Origin of the sequence: Noviherbaspirillum malthae, assembly GCF_015352985.1 — a bacterium.
Taxonomy (GTDB): Bacteria; Pseudomonadota; Gammaproteobacteria; order Burkholderiales; family Burkholderiaceae_D; genus Noviherbaspirillum; species Noviherbaspirillum malthae.
Map to the genome: position 1 here is coordinate 31,656 of NZ_JACYXF010000044.1, position 19,267 is coordinate 50,922.

Consider the following 19,267-nt stretch of genomic DNA (forward strand, 5'->3'; position numbering starts at 1 on the left):
AGGATGCAAGTTTATTCATCGGCTGCGTAAATCACAACCATTGATGTGCTTGCACCGCAACCTGCGCGGACAAAAAACAAAAGATGCATGCCGAGGCAGTGCAGGTCCCGGCTTGATGCCGGCTTAAGCAACCCCGAGCCGGCAACCATCCCAGGCGGGCTAAGCTCCGGCGTCGATCTGCTCCAGCGCCTGCCGGATCTCGTTCGCGTCCGCCGGGCGGACCACGCGCGCCACTTCGGCGCCGTTCTTCATAAAGACCAGGGTCGGCCAGAGCTTGACGCGGAACGAGCGGCCCAGCGGACGTCCCGGGCCGTCCTCGACCTTGATGTGATTAACGGCGGAGTGGCCTGCAAATGCCGTTTCAAGCAAGGGCTGGGCGGCGCGGCAGAATCCGCACCAGTCGGTGCCGAACTCGATGACGGTCGGCTCCTGCAGGGCATCAATCTCCTTGCGCGGCGGTTCTACCGCCGCGAATGTACGGGTCATCGCCATGTGTGTTTCCTTCTTGATATCGAAATGCCGATTATCCCCGATCCGCACGGAGCACAGGTCGCCTCGCCTGCAACTAATGCGGGATCAGGGGCTCAGATGTTGAAAGCTTGTCATCCATGTTCATCAGACATCAAGTGGAAAAGGAGATTCATCATGGCAAACAGCCAATCCTCACAAGGCCCGGCAAAGAACCCTGCAGGCAGATTTGCGGGACAGCCGCAGGACATGCAGTCGGAACCGGAAGATCAATCCATGCAATCCTCCCCTTCTCTTTCCCGGTCTTCGGATGACGACGCGGACGACGGCCGTTTTTCCGTCGCCGAAGAGCAGAATTTCGATCAGCAGTCCGATCAGGCAAGACATGTGGGGCAGATGCAGGGAGACGAAGGCATCGGGCTTTCCGGAGTGAAGCCAACCGACGCGCTTGCCCAATCGACCGGGAAGAATGCAGAAGGCGGAGCGCCGGAGCGGCTGGAGAAATCCATGGACCGCGCGGTGCCGAAATCGGATGATGCCGGCTGAGGGCTGAAACGATTACGCCATCCCGGCGCCTGCTTCGGCGCGGGGATGGCGTGCAGATTGAACTGGCTGAATCGTCAACGTTTGCCGGCCTGCTGTCCTGCGGACGGCAGGCCGAGAGTATTCATCAGAACTCTTCCCAGTCGTCGGCTGCGGTATGCTGCGGGCGTTTCGCAGTATTGCCGGCGATCAGGCTGCGTGATTGCGCAGCCGGCTTGCTTGCCAGACGCGGCTCCTGCCGTGCCGCAGACTTGGGCGCAGGTGCCGGCTTCGCCGCTCTGGGCTGCGCGGCCGACGTGGCTGACGCAGCCGAGGCTGCATGCGCAGCGCTGCTATCGATCCGGAACGTGCCGACCACCTGCTGCAGGCCGCGCGCCTGATCCTGCATCGCGTCGGCTGCCGCGGCTGCCTCTTCGACGAGCGAAGCATTCTGCTGGGTGACTTCGTCCATCTGCGTGATTGCCAAGTTGATCTGCTCGATGCCGGCCGACTGCTCGTCGCTCGCAGCCGTGATCTCTGCCATGATGTCGGTGACGCGCTGCACGCTGCCCACGATTTCCGACATCGTGGCACCTGCCTGATCGACCAGTTTCGTACCCGCCGCGACCTTTTCCACCGAGTCGTCGATCAGGGACTTGATCTCCTTGGCCGCCGCGGCGGAGCGCTGTGCCAGATTGCGCACCTCGGTCGCCACCACCGCGAAGCCCCTGCCCTGTTCGCCGGCGCGTGCCGCTTCGACGGCAGCGTTCAATGCCAGGATGTTGGTCTGGAAGGCGATGCCGTCGATGACGCTGATGATGTCGGAAATCTTCTTCGACGATTCATTGATCGAACCCATTGTTTCGACCACCTGCGACACCACCATGCCGCCGCGGTTGGCCACTTCGGAAGCCGACTGCGCCAGCTGGTCGGCCTGGCGTGCATTGTCGGCATTCTGCTTGACGGTCGAGGTCAGTTCTTCCATCGACGAAGCAGTCTCTTCCAGCGTGCTGGCCTGCTCCTCCGTGCGCGACGACAGATCGAGATTGCCGGCGGCGATCTGGGTCGATGCGCCCGCGATGGTATCGGTCCCCGTACGTACCTGCGCCACGATACGCACCAGGCTGTCGTTCATGTCCTTGAGCGCCTGCAGCAGACGGCCGGTTTCATCCTTGGTCTTGACTTCGATGCGGCTGGTCAGGTCGCCGCTGGCAACGGTGCGCGCAATATCAACCGCGTGGTTGAGCGGACGGGTGATCGAGCGGCTCAGCATCACCGCAAACGCGATCCCTACCAGCAGCGCGCCAATGCCGATCCCGATGAAAAGCAGCTGGCTGAAACGGACCGTCTCGATCACCTCGGCGCCGCTCTGCTCGACCACTTTCTTCTGCAATGCATTGAGCGTATCAACGCTTCCCTGCAGCGTATCGAGCGCCGGCAGCGTTTCGCTAAGCATCAGGTTGCGCGCTTCCGAATAATCCGTTTCGTCCACCAGGGCGGCAACGCGGCCCATGCTGGCGACGAATACCTTGCGCTGTTCCTTGATCTTGGCCAGCAATGCCTTTCCTTCCGGGAGCTTGACCAGACGGTCGAGGCGTTCAATTGCCTCGGTGATGGTTTTCTTGTTGTCTTCGATTCTCTGCTTGACTCGCTCGCGCTGATTTTTGTCGTTGACAATCAGCAGCTCCATCGTGCGGCGCGCATTCGCGCGCGTGGTCGCGGTGATCACGCTCGCTGCTTCGGCCTTGACCCAATCCGATTCGACAAGCTGCGCGCTGGTGGCACCTATGCTGCCGAAGCGGGTCAGGCCTACGACCACGAGGAATGCCATCAGGACGAGCACGAGGCCGAATGCCATGGCCAGACGGGTGCCCACGTTCAAGTTGGACAGTTTCATGAGAATTTCTCCTGGAGACCGATTGATATGCGGCCGCATGCGAACAAACGCGCAGATGCGGCCATTCACGATCAGAGCGCGTTGTCGCAGGCAGAGGTGATTGCCGGGTAATCTGCGCCTGGAATGGGTTACAGAATGGGATTCCTCGAGATGAAGATCGGAACCGACGACAACGACTCTCTTCATTGAGGAGAATTATTCCACTATTTCCTCACGGAAACAATATATTCCCTCCCTCAGTATCGGGATTGGTCGAAATTGCAGCCATGTCTGTGTGTTCACTGCGACAACCGGCGTGAACTGGCGGATATGTCTTTTGCAGCATGTCGGCTCCCCGGCGAGTCGGGCACCGGCCGCGCCGATTACCCGGATGCTACCAGTCGAGCCCGAGCAGCACTCCTGCCATGCGCGGCCAGCAGAGCGTCCTGAGTTCATCGCGCATCGCCCAGCAGAAGCCGTCCATTTCCGGCGTAGGTTCGCCGGTGACATGATGCATGAAGTGGCTGGTGCAGATCAGATGACCGAGATCGTCGAGATCGTCCGGCGCGTCAACCCGGAACAGGTGCAGCCGCTTGTCCCTGCGGTAGGAGAACAGGCCGAGGTCGATGAAGCGGTCTTCGGAGAATTCGAGTCCGGTCTCCTCCCGCAACTCGCGCACCGCGGCCTCCAGCGCCGTCTCGCCCGGATCCAGCAGTCCTTTCGGTATATCCCAGTGCTGAGTGCCGGTGACGTGGCACAGCAGGATGGTGCCTCGCTTCTTGATGACCAACGTGCCGCACGATGTCGCTATTGCCATTCGATCCCCTTGCCGTCCCTGCCCTCGCAGTGCATTCGCCGCGCTCGCACCGCGGGCCGCCGTGTGTCTGGCCTCAATAAAAAAGGCTGTATGCCCGACAGCATACAGCCTCTCGTCCTGCGACATCCTGTCGCTCCGGCAATCCGGTTCCGCAGCACCGCAAGATGCGGTGCTGCTCATCTCGATGCGGAGCTACCCGTGCAGTCAGTGCCGGTGCGAACCTTTCACGCGTTCCGCGCCATAGCGCACTGCGTCCTTCACCTTGTCCCAGGTGCTGCCAGGGTGGTTGCTTTCCCAGTCGCTGCGCAGCTGGGGTTCTGCGTCTTCCCAGCGATAGTTCTTGTAGCGCTCGGTGCCGGCCATCGTGGAGCCATAGCGATACGCGTCATCATAGTCTTCATACCGGTCGCCCGAAGTGCCGTAGGCGCTCTGCCAATGGCGGCGGAAGTCGCTGTCGTCATCGGTCAGCGCAGTGCCTGTGCCGGTGCGCGATGCGCCGAGCTGTTCGACCTCGACATCGGTGCGCCGCACCGTGTCATTGATCTGCTCGGTGCGCTGCGACACTTCCTTGCCGACCACGACTTCCTCGACCACGCGCGCAGTCTTGGAAACCACGGCTTCTTCGGCGGTCTCGCGCAATTCGACTGAACCTTCCTTGAACGCCGCCAGATCGGCGGCGGTCGCCGGCTTGTCGACCGGATGGCGCTCCACCTTCACGTGCTCCTCGCGCAGCTGCACGGATTCATTCACCGGAGTCTCGCGCACGCGCTGGAATACGCGCACGCCGCCACGCTGCACTTCGCGCTTGCCGACCTTGAGTTCTTCCTCGATGACCGGAATGCGCGATTCTCCGGTGGTTGCAGTCGTTTTTGCAGCTCCCGTCGATGGCGTCGTGCCCAGTGCGGCGGAAGACGCGTAGGCGCTGCGCTCGCTCGTGATCTGATCACGGGTATAACGCGGCGCACTCTCGTCGTATCCGGTCCAGCCCTGCTTCTTCCAGTGACTGGTGCGTTCATCGACATCCACCGCACTGAAGCGATTCATGATGTCGGCGGCGCGGTCGGTTTCTTCCTGGCTGTTGACATCGACGGTCAGCACATAGCTGCCACGGCGCACCGATTCGGCATAGACGTCGTGATGCTCCTTGTAGTCGTCGTTGCCGCCGAACAGCGAGCGGAAGAATCCGCCGATGCCGCCCGAGCTGTGGGAAGTGTCGGTTGTCGTATCCGCGGTGTCGATGTCGTTCTCGGGATTGAGCTGCACGCGGGAACGCGGGAAACCTGCGGCCTCCAGCGCCTGAATGGCGCTTTGCGCATCGGCATAGTTGTCGTAAACACCGACCACCGTATCGCCGCTGCTCTTCCAGTTGCTGCTCGGACGGTAGATGTGTTCGCCCTGGTTGCTGCGCCAGTGGTTCTCGATGTAAGTAGCGTCGTCGTCGGAGCGCGGATTCACGCCCATCAGAATGCCGCCCTCCTGCAGGCCGCTTTCATAATGCTTGACACGCTCTTCGGGGATGCCCCAGCCGATCAGCGCGCCGAGGAGACCGCCGGTGGCGGCCCCCGCGCCGGCGCCGGCAGCTGCCGCTGCGAGCGGACCGGCGATCACGAGGCCGAGGCCCGGCAAGGCAAGGCTGGTGCCGGTGGCAGTGAGCGCCGCCAGCGTCGCGCCCAGCGTGCCGCCCACGGCGCCGCCGACCCCAGCGCCCTCGGCCGCCTTGTTGCCCAGTTCGGTAGTGGTGGTATCGCCCGAGAAGTGTTTCTTTCTTGCCTCGTCTGACATGACGACATTGATGTCGTCCTTGGTATAGCCGCGCGATGAAAGTCCTTGATAGGCACGCTCTGCGCTTTCGCGGTCCCGGAACAGGCCGGTCAGCATGCCCGAATTATCTTTCGACGTGATTGCCATTGTGTATCTCCTTTTCAGGTTACGTACGTCGCGTTCAACTTGCAATGAGGGATCGGCTGTCGGCAGAGGCAGGCCCGGCGCAGAATGCCTTGCAAGGATTGCGCGGGTCGACTGCATCTCGCTGCATGCACATGAGCACGCAAAGCCTGCGGCAAGCTGAAGCACGTGAAGCACATTGATAAAACCGCAAGGTCATGTAAGAAGCGCAAAAGCCCTGATAGTTCCGTATGGTGCTTGACATTGCAGCCGCGTCGGCGGCGGCATGAATAATCAGCCAGACGCGGCCATTTCATCCTTGCCTGCATGTAAAGGCATGCGTAATATGCTGTATTTTTATACAGTCATTTTATTGCCATGCCCGAGCGGAATACTGACGACAATGCGGATGTCTTGCCTGTGCGAGTGCAGCTCCCGACGGCACGCAAGGGACGCGGCGCGGTATCAAACATGCAGGGTCGTTACGAGGGGCAGCTGCGTACCGCTTTCGATGACGGATGGGGCGAGGACGACTCGGCCCTGCAGCCCGGTGCGCCGAAGACGAGGGTCTTCGACGAACAGGCGAAAACCATCCTCACGCGCAATGCGTCGCCTGACATACCCTTCAACGTTTCGCTCAATCCTTACCGCGGCTGCGAGCACGTTATGCGACATGGAATATGTTCAGAATATATCTGTACTGCTTTCTAGGAAGTGGAATGGGACGACGAGGATTTTGACAGGGCGTAGCGAAGCGGAGCCCTCCGTCAGATTCAATGGTTGCTCTAGGACGGAGGAACATCAGCTATTGAATAAACTAGACTGCCAAGGATATCGACACTATCTGAGTAACCTAGGGACCGTAGGCAAGTAGTGCCTATTTCCTCGCATCAGGGCTTAGCTGAAACTAGGACTGGTAGGAACTAATACAGAAGCAAGCATAATTGTAATAAATATAATATTTAAGTTAGGTAACTTTGGCCAAAGTGGCCCTTCTATCCCATCTTCTACGTATCACTATGTGCTCACTAGTCGTACTACGGCAATAACGCGGAGTTTGCAAGATTCGTTGGCACCTGCTACTGCCAACGCTCGTTCCGTATAGACTTTGCGCCAATGAATCGTCCGACTGGCAATGACGTCGGCTTCGCTCGCGACCTAGGGTACCGATATACCTGGTTTTATGCCCTTTCTTACTGTTTCAGTTTCTGTACTGAAGTGCGGCTTCTACGCCGTTGAACTCCGGTGATGACCTCTACTTCGTTCTGTCTTCCCAGGGTGCCGGTAGCAACAACACATTTCTGCGTCGCCACCCTCAAGCAGCCAAGCAAGCACTTTCACCACGCCCTGCCTATGCCTTGCCAAAGCTTCGTCTTGAGACCGATGTCATGTTCCGTTCATATTGCATCACTCTTCTTGATGCCCAAATGCTTGTCTTTGCTGAAGGAATATTGCTTGCCACCTTCGGCGAAGATGTAGAAACGTCACTATTTCCAACGGTTACTCTCTTTCTAAACCAAGGGTAGCGAAGCACTTCTACGGGAACCACTGCAGCCTAACGCAAAGCATGAGGGTTGCAGAAATCAGCATCCTTTCAGATAAGGGCAAATCTTGTCCTGTGCTCCCTACAGGCTGCAACTCTCGACACTAGTTTATGTCACTTTAGCAAGTGATGGATATGCTAATACATACAAATAATTACAGCTTTAGTCAAAGCCCAATACAATTTTAATAACCACACACAGTATCGATTAATATAGCGTTAATTAACAGTTTGACAACTTTAAAACCGTGATGTATGCTGGTACTTCGTACGTAATGACGTAAGCAATGGGCCCTCATTAGCACAGCTTTAATATACGGCAACGATGCAAACTCACGATAAACATGAAGCCGATATGGTCATATTTTCTTGGGAAATTAGTTCCATATCATCAAGCGTCACACCGAGCCTTCTCCCAGATAGATTTCCAATAATCGTTGATGTTATAAGTGGAACAATATTTGAGCCAGTACTATTGTTTCTATATGAAGTCTTCGTGAAGCCAATGATTGGCACCTTTAAATATAACACTGTAACAGCATACGCAAATGACCTGAAAGAATGGTGCCGCTATCTCGAAGAGTTCAAGGTCGCATGGCCAAATGCGACCAATGATGATTTAGCAAAGTTTGCGCGGATAATGCGCAGTACAAACTCGCCTTTGACGGGAAAAGGCTACAACACGAAAACGATAATACGCCGGGTTCAAACGATTGCTCAATTTTATAAGTGGGCAGCCGGAGCAAAGCTGCACATATCAGAAGTAAATACAGACACCCTTATCAATAGCGATATTGCAAAAATCGAGGTCGAACCTTTAGATACTGAAAAACAGCACATATCTTACTTAGATATACCACAGCGCGCCAAAGTATTAAGCTCGCTTGGAAAGGAAACCAATAACTTAGTTTCTGCAAACCTTAGAAAAGGCGGTGAATTATACAACAATCAAGTGCAAACTTTGGCTCTAAATTTAAACCAACATATCAGTAGAAACCTGCTAGCGACAATAATTTCGTTATTCACAGGGCTCCGGATTTCAGAAACATGCAGCTTACGCCTAGCAGACTTCACACATGTACCGTCCGAACCCTCACCATTAGAAAAATACTCGATTTCAATACTTGGAAAAGGACGGAAAAGACGAGATGTTGATTTTAGCGGTTGGATAATTGCCCAAATTCGGATGTACACACAGCATGAACGAGCTGAGGTATTTGCCTCATGCGGAAAACACGACCACGGCTTCATCCTTGTTAACCCGATTAGTAGCCGGAGATTCGCAGGTAACAAATCTACTCCTCGTTCATTGGAACGGGCGTTTTCAGCCGCGTGTATCTCATCAGGACTCTGCAAAATTGAACCACTAAAAAGGTACGAACTTACTGAAGATGGTGAACTTCAAACTTCTGTCATTAACGTAACACAACCGCTATTTGTCTTTCACGACCTGAGGCACACATTTGCGATTACTACATACTTTTTGCGAAAGTACTCACCTACCTCACCCGACCCGGACCCAATTGAATACATACAAAAAATGCTTGGACACGCTGATAGAGAAGTTACTACGAACACTTATCTGAGTAGTATTGACAGAATTGAATCCATGGTTGGCGACAAATTAATAGAGTACATGAATGGCAAAGCGAAAACTATCCCGGTATAACTTGCTTAGCGATGAGCAAAAAGAAGCGTTAAGTAGGAATGAGAACAACATCATAGTGAGTGAAAAGACGAATTCTTTCATTGGAAGTGATGAACAACATCGCTTTTTCCAGAAAGCATTAGAAAAGTTTAAAACATTATGCAACGCACTCAAGATTGGCGATTACATAATCGCAGCTTTCATCCGTTGGTCGAATGAAGTCGAAGAGCGAAACTCACTCAGAACTTACGATACTGCCTATTCTCAGTTCAAAAATGGACTCTTTGCCTATATAGTAAGTACCAACAGAACATCGATAACATTCAACGAGATAGATACAGATTTTGTAAACGGCTTTGAGTTTTGGTTAAGGAAAAATGCCCGTACAGATAAAGATAATCCATTATCGGACGAGACACAACGGAGATACTATAGGTTAGGTGTTACTTTACTAAAATCCATAGCAACGCATCCAACGACTAAACATTACTCGTCGCCCAACCTAGTATTTAAACAACACGCATTCTCTACAAAAGCTGCTCGGACCGGAAAAACACCATCTTTGAATGATAAAGACTGGGTCCAGCTTTATGTCGCTTGTAAGAGCGATGTGCTTGAGACTATCAATCTTGTAACTACGTATCGAAATATCGTTGAAGGCCCGCCAATCGGACCAGATAAAAGGCGCCGTGGCCGTGGCATGTATGGCGACTGGCGTGCAGCACTGTATCGGTTAGGCACCCTTTATCCCCCACCGAAACTGTTTCCGGATTATAAAGAATTTAAAGAGCATGACAGGAACCTCGCAGACGCCTTTCAACATGAACTCGGCGGCGTAGTCAAATACTTAATTTGTTTTTACCCTAACGTAGAAGCAATCGTCCCATTCGTATTGCTTTTTGGAATTTATATCCATGCTAATACTGGCCCTTTGCGTACGCTATTAATACCTAATGTCGCCCGTGAGACTGTAATGGATGAGCGCATTATATTTACAATCGAGAAACCGCGCTCTCATAGCAGCTATGACCGTTCGTTCACCGTTGATGACTCAGATTTAACCTCTCCGTCTTCTCTTTATGAGTTCCTGATATATTGGACTTCAAGAATTCGTCTTCATGCCGGCATTTATCATCAGCATGTTTTCATATTTAGGAACGAACATGGCGAGGTACGCGGTTTCCAATCTTCTAAATTCGACGGGAGAGACTCTGATAGCTCATGGAACCACGCGATAAGAAACTTCATAAAAAAGCATAATCTTCCTTGGATAACTCAGCAAATCATCAGAGTTACTGGACTTGACACGGTGTCTCAAATTTTTGATGAAGACATACTTATGCAAAAACAAGCTGGAGGTCAAAAGAGTAAGGCAGTTGTGGAGTTACATTACAACTCGGCGGCTGCTAAGGCGCGACGTGAAGAGGCCTTAATACCTGGATTTCACTCAATAGAGCGTTGGGCAGAAACCGGAGGCAAAATTGATACTCGAACGATTCCGAAAGATGGGGATACCTCTGCCGCGACACCTGGGTGGCAGTGCAAAGACGCATATGATTCGCCGATTTCTGGTCAAGTAAAAAATCGACTATGCAATGCTTACGGCCAATGTCCTTCTTGCCCTCATGCTGAGTTAGATTTCGAATCACCGTATTCGTTAGCTCGAACGCTACAGTTAACCGAAGAAGTCAAGCAAGCGCAAACATACTTGGACCGGGACCGATGGCAGGCAACCTATAGCAGAGTACTCGAAAAACTATTGTTTTTATGGCTTCCCAACTTCACTACCAAGGAGATATGGGACGCTGCAAAGAATATCAACTTACCCCCGTTGGCGAGGTTAGAATGAAACATATTAAGAAGAATACTGATACATCCGATACCAGTGCGAAGCTAATCGATAGGAGCGAGCACAGAGTTTCTGCTGAGAGCCTATGGCCACATCTGACTTGGCGTTTCAAACACTCAACATCTGGCAAAAGAATAATTTCAATAGGATGGCAGTTTCCCCTTCCAGATGGGACTTTATCTACCGACTCGCAACATCGGCTCCTGCTTAGAAGCTTCCAAGAAGTATTTTGGGGACTAATCAATAATACGGGATACTACGGCAAACCACTAAGTATTGGCAGCATTCCGAGAATAGGGGTTGGAATAAAAGAGTTATTCAGGTGGATGGTTTTTCGCGGGTACCGCTCATTTTTCGACTTGGATAGTTCAGTACAACAAAGGTATTTGTCTGAGCTACCAATTCTCTTAGCAAATCCAGTTGAATTTTACTCGACCCCTGCTCTTTCAATGAGCCTAGTTGAGGATGTAATTGAAGAAGCTATTTCAGATGAAGAAATTACTGCAACCAAAACAGCCACTGCGGAAAATTCAAAATCTGACCCTGATGACAGGATAAACGATGACGACAACCTTCCCTATTCAAGAGTTGAAATACGTATAAATACCTTTAACTATATATACAGTCAATTGAATACGCTAAATGAGCAAGGTATTCCAGCTATACAAGCGCCACCATTTGATGGTCTTAAGACTAGCAAAGTGGTCAATCAAGTTACATCATTCACTATCCGCCGAATCCCTCCCTTACCAGATGAAGTTGCGACTCCGTTGCTCACCGAAGCAATCAAGCGTATTTGCCACAAAGGCGAGGACATCGTACGTCTTCAGACACAGTTCATCGAATTCAGAAGCAAATATGATTTATCGAATTTCAACAGTGATGAACTATATTCTGGACTAAATGCAATAATTGAGAACTTTGAATTCTCTATTATTCCAGGGGAACGAAGGCCATGGCGAGAGAAAATCGTATCGGTAAAAGTCGACACACCCGAGATGGGACCTTCCGAGCTAGTCGCGACACAGGTACTACGCCACGAAGTCATGAGAACCGTTGCTGCATGTGTGATAGTAATACAGTATATGTCCGGCCTTCGGATAAGTGAAGTGTGTTCAACCAAAGCGGGGATTAATTCCATAACAAAACTACCGTCTTGCATTGATATAGAACTGACGAAAAGCGGTCTAATGGAAGTCTTTAAGTTGAAAGCAAAGTTGTCGAAAGGAGTTCCAACACCTGTAGACGAAAAATGGGTAATCGGTGCACGTCCAGTTGGTTCTTCTCACTTACCTCTTACCGTCATTGCATTGAAGCTTCTTGATAAACTTCTGAGTCCTTGGAGAACCCTCGCTCATAGTACAGACATGATTGTGGGTTTTACTAACCGAAGAGGATTGCCAAGGTTCAGAGACTCGGTTAGCGAAGTTAGTTCATACCAACTTCTCCGTGAAATTAAAAACTTTATCTATTATGAAGTTGATTTATCTAAACTGCCTGATAGGAACGCTCGAGGCGAAGACCTATCTATGTATCGTGACACTAAAGGTTATTGCATAAAGACGCATCAAGGAAGAAAAACTTTTTCTGCCTACGTTCTTGAAACTCGCTCAAGTCACCTCAGGGCGGTTAGTGAGCATTTTAAACATCTCACACTAACTACGACAGAGAATGCATATTTTTCTCATACGAGTAAATACACATCCGAACGCGAGAACATCATCTATAGCGAAACCGTTTCATACATGGTTAGCATAATTACTGGATTGCGTATTACCGGCAAGATGGCTGAGGTCGTAGATAAGTACTTTTCAGAAGCGGGCTTTAAGGAAATCGACGACATGGCGGAATTGGAACGTAAGGTTGAAAAACTCGTCTACATGCATGATTTACGAATCTTCTTCTCAGACCATGGAAAATGCTTCATAAGATGTATGCCTTTGGAGTCTCGTTGCCACGAAGTTTCCGGCGGAGCTAGCTGGCACAAAGTATCGCCTAATTTTTCGAATCGTTCTCCCGGATTGTGCTCGGGCTGTAGATGCTTTGGCACGGATTCGTCGCATCTGCCTTATTGGGAAGCACGCGCAAAAGAAATGTCCGAAGTCCTCAAGAAGGCAAAGGCAGCAGGCCGAGACACCGAATATCGCGTTATTAAGTTGCGCGCAGAACAGTCAATTAAAATCGTTAAATCCATTAAGACCTCGCTGATTGGCTAATAGCAAATTATGATAAGAAAAGTCCTTAATGAAAAACACCGTGAAATATGGGATGCCTACGACCGTATTGAGAATGGTTGTCCTACGCATCCCGAGAATCAGAAGAAGGCTGCGGCTGGAAAACTTAAACTTAGTGTCTCAGCAGTATCTCTTGAAGCATCCTGCTCACGCACCCTTATTGGCTATCCAAGGTGCAAGTATTCAGACGTTTATAATGCTATTTTAGGAAAAATAGATGGAAAACGTGCCGCTGACACAACAATCGTTGACCTCCAATCAGATATTACTAACCTCCAAGCCCAACTTAAAGGTCGAAAATCGACAAATCAGATTATTCGGTCAAGACTTCAGAAATATTTGAATATCCACTCTATCAGCGTGAAGCAACCTACTTCAGACACACCTAAGCCAACGCAAAAAATCGAACCAATGGATACAAAGCATACAAGGACAGAGACCGTCAAGAGTTTGCGACGTGAAAAATTGCAATTAAAGGGGCTGATTACTCAGCTAGATAGTGACAGCGCAAATATGCTCTTGAAGATTCGCTATTACGAATCACGTATCGGTGTTGATGGAAAAATCATGAAAGCAGATACATATGAGGACCGGTTACGAGCACTTACGGTTGTTGGAAAACTTTGATTCTAGCGTCCTTTGCGGCCCGACCGACGTCTAAGTTAGCGTCAAAGTCCATTGCCCGAAAGGCCGCCTGACTACCGGCCACTTTTATGGTGGCGCCAAGGGTCAGATAGGTCTCGTCAACCGCAGAGAATTTTAGCATTGCAGTAAAGTTCACTACGTGTACAGTGAGCTTTAGATGCTGAATGTCTGAAACGCCTGCTCAGGTGAAGACCCGCCTTGGCAAGCTCGAACTAGTCTCCTGCGAATGCTCTGTCGGTATTCAAATCCTGTTCAAGCGTATGCTCAGCATTGTCTAACACCAAATGTGCAGGCCGCGCCTTCTGACTTGGGCAACAGCGTAGCCGTTGCTACAAACTTTAGGAGCAACAAGGCCACTAACCGCTTTCAAGCGTAGCCTCACCATGGTTAGTTTGTGTCACCCGTTACAATCAGTTCTCTGAAAGCATTCTGCTATTGGCCACGCGACGAAGCGCCGAAATGGGATATTTCATTGCCCAAGTGGGATGAAATCATCGAAGATGGAAAGGAGTATCCTCCTTTCCATCTTTACCGAGAAGGTGTCTCGGTCGGCGTGGTCGAATCACCAGTCCAGGCGTTGGAGTTGAATGGTGACAGCGAGCTCCTGAAAAGGTATGAGCGAATGTCCGCCGTAGACTTCGACGACCCTGCAGCATGACAGAACAAGCCTATAGTCATCGCGCAAACGCCCGCGGTAACTCGCTCCACCTGGTCGTGTAGGAAGGCGTCTTGTTTTCAGCTTTCGCCGCCCACTGCCTTGTCGTTCCGGATACTGCCACACATAAAGTGTCACAGCCAAACCGCTTGTTCAAGCCGTCAAGCGTAGCCATCGGCGTATCTGAATACTTCCGCTGCTCTTCCAGCGGGTCAAACAGCGACGCCTACCCGTGACCAGCAGGAGCCCAATCCCGCAACATCGTCCCGGTCTTCTTGTACAAGTAGCCGCGGCGATACATAGCCCTGAGCCCAAATAAGGGTGCCTCGAAGAAGTCGCGGGGTTACTCGGTGATTGGACGAAGCGATGACATTGCCCTTGGAGTACTTTGACCTTCAGTTCGAAACCAATCTGTCATCACAAAAAATCTGCAGCCCCTCCAGCTTATCCAAATACGCATTCGTTCAAGGGACGGTTTGTAGCAAAAAAGCGACCAATACCATAATCGTGGTATTCGAACAATAACGACTATAAGTTAATATTGCACCACAGCAAATTGATTGCAAAAGACCAGCCAAAGCAAATGCGCCGCTGGTGGCTTCCCTTATCTTCCTATCGGGTCACCTTTGTGCCACAGCCATGGTATGGGAAAAGTCGGAAGCCGTAATACGCTAATTACTGACTTTGCTTCATATAACTCACTATGGTATTGGCCCAGATAAGCGGATGAAAATACATAGCATTCTTTCGATGTCCGTCGCACTGGTCATCTCGGCAATTGCCACGGCGAATGCAACCTTCGTCGATAGTCAATATCGCTTGTATAACGCGCGCCTAAGTAAGAGCGACTTCCCGTACGTCTTCGACGGCAGGCAAGTCAGGATGGTGAAAGTCCTGAATATCAAAGATGCCAATACGGAAGCGAACAAAGCGGCATGTGCGAAAGAATGGCGGACCCTCGCAGCTTACAGACAACTTTGCTTAGGCCTCTCGGACCACCGAATTTTGGATGTCGAGGTAACGCAGTATCCGATACCTATCTCTATGCAGGTCCCTGTCGTCCGAATTGCGAAAGTCAACATTGGCCAACACGCCTTGGTAAGGATGCCGGAAATTTCACCCACAGAAGCGGTCAAGTCCCTTCCCACGTTTCTCGGAATGCTCGCTGACCGTGAATTCAGGCGGTCCTTATGAAATCTTCTTTGGGTCTTGGCTTGCAATAGCGATGTGAATTCAACCGCAGTCGTTCGGGACAAGGTACCGCACCACTGAAATCGAAAAATTATCCTTTCGGAGTACTTACCGTGAAAAACCAGCTTGTTGTAGGTCTAGCCTTCACCTGCTTTACAACCATGACTTTTGCAGAGTCAAAATACAAAGATAACGTCGATGCCTGTAACGGCGCGTTCTTGGCTGATGTAACTTCGGTCGAAAGCGATGCGGTGACTGTCAAATTCAACAGTGGACTGATGCGTACTTTATCCGCGCAGGAAAAGGACGCAAGAGAAACGCTCACGGTCGGCAGTCCGCTCTGCTTGCAGGACGATGCCGATTGATTTAGATGCTAACTTCAGCGCTGCATAGCGCCCGAAAGTAAAACTTCGACGCCTTGGGCGGTTGGCACACGCTTAAGAATTGCGCGGGCAACGTCGGTTGCTGCAATCGGCCGATAGTTCACTGGAATAAACGGCCTTAGCAAGCTGCCAGCAACCATGCCCAGTTTCTCCCCCGCTCGCGGTGGTTGGCCCAGGGCCTCCCTCTTGCCAGTCAAGAGCGAGGGCCGAGCTATCACCAGGGCGTCAAAGCGAAGAAGCTTCAACGCTTCCTCGAGCTCTTCCTTTACGCGGTTGTAGAAGATGCTTGAGTGCGTATTGGCACCCATGGCGCTCACCAATCCGACGCACCTTGCCCCTGCTTCCCATGCGGCTTGGGCAACGGCCAGGTTGGCATCAAAGTCCACAGCCCGGAATGCCGCCTGGCTACCAGCCACCTTGATGGTGGTACCAAGGGCCAGATAGGCCTCGTCGACCGCGGGGAGCCGTGGCAGCGCAGAGAAGCTCACTACATGCGTAGTAAGCTTTGGATGCTGAAGCTCTAATGGGCGTCTCACGAGTGCATGGACGGTTCCTATCGAGGCATCGGCCAACAGCCCGCTCAATATCTCCCTGCCTACAAGGCCGGTTGCTCCGGCCAGCACAACGCTTCGAGTTATCATGAATATTCTCTGTCCGAACAGTATGCAAATCTTCGGTTTCGCTATAGCGCCCTTTATATGTTCGATAGATGACGCTCTCCATCTTATATTGGCCTAGCGGAACGGACCAAACGCGGCGCTACCGCACAGCAGTCAGAATTGGTACCCCTGCTTAACCGGAAGACGACATATGAAAACCGTCTTCTTTATCATTGAACATATTCGCCGCTTATCTGTCGTATCACGTATGTAGCAGTGCAGTGCACCATCGCTGACGATGTTGCTTGTTCCTTCCCAGTACCCAACGCAGACATCTAACTCTGCTTTCCTTCCTGTTAAGACCTGCTCCTGGTTGAAATTCTCGCCGGCCTCTCCTTTGGCCTCCGCTTGTTTCTGATTGTCGTTGCCATACCATGCAAGGAAGCACCATGTCCGTTACCCTCGCCGAGGCGCGCCTATGCGGCAACCATATGCTCGCTCGTCTCTCCGATGAGCAATTTGAACCGCTTTGCATCAAGCTCGACCGCGTTGAAACCCGCCTCAAACAAGTGCTGCATCAGCGCAATCATCCCATTTCTCATGTCTACTTTCCCTGCAATGCCACCCTCTCCAACATGGTGTATTTCGAAGACGGTTCCGCTGTAGAAGTTGGCACTGTTGGCAATGAGGGATTTAATGCCGTGGAGCTGCTTGCTCGGGCCTCGGCTGCCACGGAAACCTCGGTGTGCCAGATAGAAGGCCATAGTCTGCGAATGACAGCGCAGGACTACCTGCAAGCTATTGATGGCAATACACCCCTACGCCATGTCAGCGAGTGTTATATGCAGGGCTACCTGGCACATGTGTCCCAAACAGCAGCATGCAATCGCAAGCATTCTCTGGAAGCCCGTCTTGCACGCTGGTTGCTAGCAACACATGACCGAGTGCAGGGACGTGACTTTGTTCTGACCCAGGAGTTTCTGGCCGACATGCTGGGCGTACATCGCCCCAGTGTCAGTATAGTGGCAGCGGTGTTCCAGAACGATGGTCTTATCCAGTACACACGCGGCCAGATGAAAATACTGGACCGCGGTAGGCTGGAAGCTATTTCCTGCGAATGCTATGCCTGTGTTCAAGCACAGTTCAAACGCGTACTAAACATTCCTTACGGCTAGAGATGCAAGCTGTTGCCAGCTGACTTGAGCAGCAGCGCACTCGACACTATGAACTTCCGATACAGTAAGGCCACTAACTGGTTTCGGCGAAGGGCTTGCCCGTGCCTCAATTTCTGTCACCCGTAGCACTCAGCCATCTGCAAGCATTCCGCTACTGGCTACGGAGTGAAGCGCCTGAATGGGATATTTCATTGCCCGAGGATGAGGTCATCGAAGAGGGAAAAGAGTACCCACCTTTCCATCTTTACCGACAAGGCGTTCTGGTCGGCATAGTTGAATCACTTCTCCAGGTGTTGGATATGATTGGCGACATTAGGCTCCTGAAAGAGTATGAGCACATGGTCACTACGGACCCAGACGGCGCTGTAGGATGAGCACCTGCTTGCGACCAGCCAAAACACAGTTTTAACAAGGTTGCATGTTTTAGCCCTAAGCAGCCCAATGCTTTCTCCTTCTTGCTGATGGGGCTGAATCGTTCATTCGAGCCGTCAAGCTTAGTCACCAGTGATTTTGGGTGCGTTACCTTTGCCTTCGAAAGGTACGCTGGCAGCTAAATGTTCATACCTTTATGTCACCTGGGAAGGCATCATTTCAAAAGCGGAACTTATGTCTTCTGGAGTAATGTGAATGGGAGAATCGGTCCCTGTCCTAATACAACGAGATTGCGCCAAAGGGCGAACGAATGGCTCCAGTACAGTAAAAAGTTCTATTGGCTCTGCGTCTGAACCATCAATATTTTTTAGCCTTGAAAGCGTGTTAATTGCTTCTCGCGACATGAAGCAATCTCTTACCGATTCGCCGGCTTTGACTATGAAGGCTACGCCGTCTGAAGTAGGTCGTACTGCCTTAGTTCTATCCATGTCGTTCTCCTGTTGTTGGAGTGCGGCTGCATACTTTCTGGCCCTTCTAAGTTTTATGCCGTTTCAGAGAAACCCTTATCTTCAAGACCTACCTGTCGATAGGCTATTGCAGCAAACTGATTCCTACTTGATGACTGTAGTGCAGCTTCAATCACAATTCTCAAGAGGTCGCGGTTGACTTCTCTCTCATAATCAGTGCAGCGCCGTGGAAGCAATCCCGCCTCAGTAGCCTTTCGTAACGCTGCATCAATCATACTGTCCGTTATACGCATAGTGCTTACATTGGATTAGTGACGATTCAATTAATACCGTGCTACAGCCAGACTTGTTAAAAAGCCCGCCTCCTTTACGGAAGCGGGCAACCATGATTGCAGGGAGGAGTGCCCTATCTAATAAATCATGGCATGGCTGGCAGTCGAACTAAAATTCAGTACAAGCGGCTTGGGCAAGCAATACCCGAGCGTATGTAGCCTATATTTATCCAGTCGATTTCTTCGCCCGACGTCAAAGAAACAGTACCGAAGGGCTCTACAAATGCATCCTCATCTTTGATGTGCTCATATACCTTTTTCGCATCCTCGAAACTACGCGCATACATCGCGAACGGACCTATGAACCATGGATGCTCATTAGTCTTCCGTGACTCCGACATAATGTTGCACCTTAGATAACTAAAAGACAAATTATCCTCTTTACCGATGCGGCATTCAGTCACATAGCAAACACATAAAAGCAAAAAAATGATATTTCACACACCTTAGCAATCTCGTGAATGCAGGGAGGAATTTTTCCTAGAGCCTGTTATGAACTAAAGAAGATGGACATGGTTTTGCTAAGCATGAGACAGACGAAGGCGACATAGTGAAGCCCCGCCAATGTCTGTGCCATGCGTTCATAATCGCGTGCCAATCTTCGGAA

Annotated in this window: 16 protein-coding genes and 2 pseudogenes; 10 read left to right on the forward strand and 8 right to left on the reverse strand. The window is 51.3% G+C overall.

Annotated elements, in window-relative coordinates; translation table 11 throughout:
* Positions 1–159: 159 nt before the first annotated feature.
* Positions 160–492 carry a thioredoxin family protein gene (locus tag IGW03_RS27535; RefSeq protein WP_194725721.1) on the reverse strand — a complete coding sequence of 111 codons (333 nt, stop codon included), beginning with the start codon at positions 490–492 and terminating at the stop codon, positions 160–162.
* A 153-nt stretch (positions 493–645) separates the two neighbouring features.
* Here IGW03_RS27535 and IGW03_RS27540 point away from each other — a divergent pair, with 153 nt between their 5' ends.
* Entirely contained in the window at positions 646–1,014 is a 369-nt protein-coding gene (locus IGW03_RS27540) for a hypothetical protein (protein WP_194725722.1), read from the forward strand.
* A 124-nt stretch (positions 1,015–1,138) separates the two neighbouring features.
* Here the strand turns inward: IGW03_RS27540 and IGW03_RS27545 are convergent, their stop codons facing one another.
* From IGW03_RS27545 to IGW03_RS27555, 3 genes are all read right to left on the reverse strand, one after another.
* Positions 1,139–2,887, reverse strand: coding sequence for a methyl-accepting chemotaxis protein (locus tag IGW03_RS27545; RefSeq protein WP_194725723.1), 1,749 nt, complete (start codon positions 2,885–2,887; stop codon positions 1,139–1,141).
* 373 nt (positions 2,888–3,260) lie between these two features.
* Positions 3,261–3,683 (reverse strand): NUDIX hydrolase, encoded by a 423-nt coding sequence (locus IGW03_RS27550; RefSeq protein ID WP_194725724.1) that lies wholly within the window; start codon positions 3,681–3,683, stop codon positions 3,261–3,263.
* A gap of 204 nt (positions 3,684–3,887) precedes the next feature.
* Positions 3,888–5,591 (reverse strand): YsnF/AvaK domain-containing protein, encoded by a 1,704-nt coding sequence (locus IGW03_RS27555; RefSeq protein ID WP_228536132.1) that lies wholly within the window; start codon positions 5,589–5,591, stop codon positions 3,888–3,890.
* A 354-nt stretch (positions 5,592–5,945) separates the two neighbouring features.
* Between IGW03_RS27555 and IGW03_RS38340 the strand changes: the two are divergent.
* The 6 genes and pseudogenes from IGW03_RS38340 to IGW03_RS27580 form a co-directional block, all read left to right on the forward strand.
* Positions 5,946–6,230 (forward strand): annotated as a pseudogene (locus IGW03_RS38340) (PA0069 family radical SAM protein); the annotation flags it as partial.
* A 572-nt stretch (positions 6,231–6,802) separates the two neighbouring features.
* Complete coding sequence (locus IGW03_RS27560; RefSeq protein ID WP_194725725.1) at positions 6,803–7,093, forward strand: hypothetical protein; 291 nt, start codon at positions 6,803–6,805, stop codon at positions 7,091–7,093.
* A gap of 522 nt (positions 7,094–7,615) precedes the next feature.
* On the forward strand, positions 7,616–8,779 hold the full coding sequence (locus tag IGW03_RS27565) for a tyrosine-type recombinase/integrase (RefSeq protein ID WP_228536133.1): 1,164 nt from the start codon (positions 7,616–7,618) through the stop codon (positions 8,777–8,779).
* Positions 8,751–10,607, forward strand: a complete 1,857-nt coding sequence (locus IGW03_RS27570; protein ID WP_194725727.1) for a phage integrase SAM-like domain-containing protein — start codon at positions 8,751–8,753, stop codon at positions 10,605–10,607. Before IGW03_RS27565 ends, IGW03_RS27570 begins: the two co-directional genes overlap by 29 nt.
* The gene (locus tag IGW03_RS27575; protein ID WP_194725728.1) at positions 10,604–12,823 is read left to right on the forward strand and encodes a hypothetical protein; all 2,220 of its coding nucleotides are present in this window, start codon (positions 10,604–10,606) and stop codon (positions 12,821–12,823) included. The genes IGW03_RS27570 and IGW03_RS27575 overlap by 4 nt, the downstream gene beginning before the upstream one ends.
* Before the next feature lie 9 nt (positions 12,824–12,832).
* Positions 12,833–13,468, forward strand: coding sequence for a hypothetical protein (locus IGW03_RS27580; RefSeq protein WP_194725729.1), 636 nt, complete (start codon positions 12,833–12,835; stop codon positions 13,466–13,468).
* A gap of 692 nt (positions 13,469–14,160) precedes the next feature.
* Here the strand turns inward: IGW03_RS27580 and IGW03_RS39090 are convergent.
* The gene (locus tag IGW03_RS39090) at positions 14,161–14,316 is read right to left on the reverse strand and encodes a DUF4113 domain-containing protein (RefSeq protein WP_194725731.1); all 156 of its coding nucleotides are present in this window, start codon (positions 14,314–14,316) and stop codon (positions 14,161–14,163) included.
* Between the two features lie 575 nt (positions 14,317–14,891).
* Here IGW03_RS39090 and IGW03_RS27595 point away from each other — a divergent pair.
* The gene (locus tag IGW03_RS27595) at positions 14,892–15,335 is read left to right on the forward strand and encodes a hypothetical protein (protein ID WP_194725732.1); all 444 of its coding nucleotides are present in this window, start codon (positions 14,892–14,894) and stop codon (positions 15,333–15,335) included.
* 110 nt (positions 15,336–15,445) lie between these two features.
* Positions 15,446–15,697, forward strand: coding sequence for a hypothetical protein (locus IGW03_RS27600; RefSeq protein ID WP_194725733.1), 252 nt, complete (start codon positions 15,446–15,448; stop codon positions 15,695–15,697).
* 14 nt (positions 15,698–15,711) lie between these two features.
* Here IGW03_RS27600 and IGW03_RS27605 read toward each other — a convergent pair whose 3' ends face one another.
* Positions 15,712–16,356, reverse strand: coding sequence for a Rossmann-fold NAD(P)-binding domain-containing protein (locus tag IGW03_RS27605; protein ID WP_194725734.1), 645 nt, complete (start codon positions 16,354–16,356; stop codon positions 15,712–15,714).
* A 407-nt stretch (positions 16,357–16,763) separates the two neighbouring features.
* Here IGW03_RS27605 and IGW03_RS27610 point away from each other — a divergent pair, with 407 nt between their 5' ends.
* Positions 16,764–17,489 (forward strand): Crp/Fnr family transcriptional regulator, encoded by a 726-nt coding sequence (locus tag IGW03_RS27610; RefSeq protein WP_194725735.1) that lies wholly within the window; start codon positions 16,764–16,766, stop codon positions 17,487–17,489.
* 566 nt (positions 17,490–18,055) lie between these two features.
* Here IGW03_RS27610 and IGW03_RS27615 read toward each other — a convergent pair.
* Together IGW03_RS27615 and IGW03_RS27620 are read right to left on the reverse strand one after the other, a co-directional pair.
* Entirely contained in the window at positions 18,056–18,349 is a 294-nt protein-coding gene (locus IGW03_RS27615; RefSeq protein ID WP_194725736.1) for a hypothetical protein, read from the reverse strand.
* An 801-nt stretch (positions 18,350–19,150) separates the two neighbouring features.
* Positions 19,151–19,267, reverse strand: a pseudogene (locus IGW03_RS27620) (IS5/IS1182 family transposase); the annotation flags it as partial.

Coding starts and splice junctions, on each gene's coding strand:
- IGW03_RS27535 (WP_194725721.1), bottom strand. CDS start 492: ATGGCGATGACCCGTACATTCGCGGCGGTAGAACCGCCGCGCAAGGAG.
- IGW03_RS27540 (WP_194725722.1), top strand. CDS start 646: ATGGCAAACAGCCAATCCTCACAAGGCCCGGCAAAGAACCCTGCAGGC.
- IGW03_RS27545 (WP_194725723.1), bottom strand. CDS start 2,887: ATGAAACTGTCCAACTTGAACGTGGGCACCCGTCTGGCCATGGCATTC.
- IGW03_RS27550 (WP_194725724.1), bottom strand. CDS start 3,683: ATGGCAATAGCGACATCGTGCGGCACGTTGGTCATCAAGAAGCGAGGC.
- IGW03_RS27555 (WP_228536132.1), bottom strand. CDS start 5,591: ATGGCAATCACGTCGAAAGATAATTCGGGCATGCTGACCGGCCTGTTC.
- IGW03_RS27565 (WP_228536133.1), top strand. CDS start 7,616: ATGATTGGCACCTTTAAATATAACACTGTAACAGCATACGCAAATGAC.
- IGW03_RS27570 (WP_194725727.1), top strand. CDS start 8,751: ATGGCAAAGCGAAAACTATCCCGGTATAACTTGCTTAGCGATGAGCAA.
- IGW03_RS27575 (WP_194725728.1), top strand. CDS start 10,604: ATGAAACATATTAAGAAGAATACTGATACATCCGATACCAGTGCGAAG.
- IGW03_RS27580 (WP_194725729.1), top strand. CDS start 12,833: ATGATAAGAAAAGTCCTTAATGAAAAACACCGTGAAATATGGGATGCC.
- IGW03_RS39090 (WP_194725731.1), bottom strand. CDS start 14,316: ATGGCTACGCTTGACGGCTTGAACAAGCGGTTTGGCTGTGACACTTTA.
- IGW03_RS27595 (WP_194725732.1), top strand. CDS start 14,892: ATGTCCGTCGCACTGGTCATCTCGGCAATTGCCACGGCGAATGCAACC.
- IGW03_RS27605 (WP_194725734.1), bottom strand. CDS start 16,356: ATGATAACTCGAAGCGTTGTGCTGGCCGGAGCAACCGGCCTTGTAGGC.
- IGW03_RS27610 (WP_194725735.1), top strand. CDS start 16,764: ATGTCCGTTACCCTCGCCGAGGCGCGCCTATGCGGCAACCATATGCTC.
- IGW03_RS27615 (WP_194725736.1), bottom strand. CDS start 18,349: ATGGATAGAACTAAGGCAGTACGACCTACTTCAGACGGCGTAGCCTTC.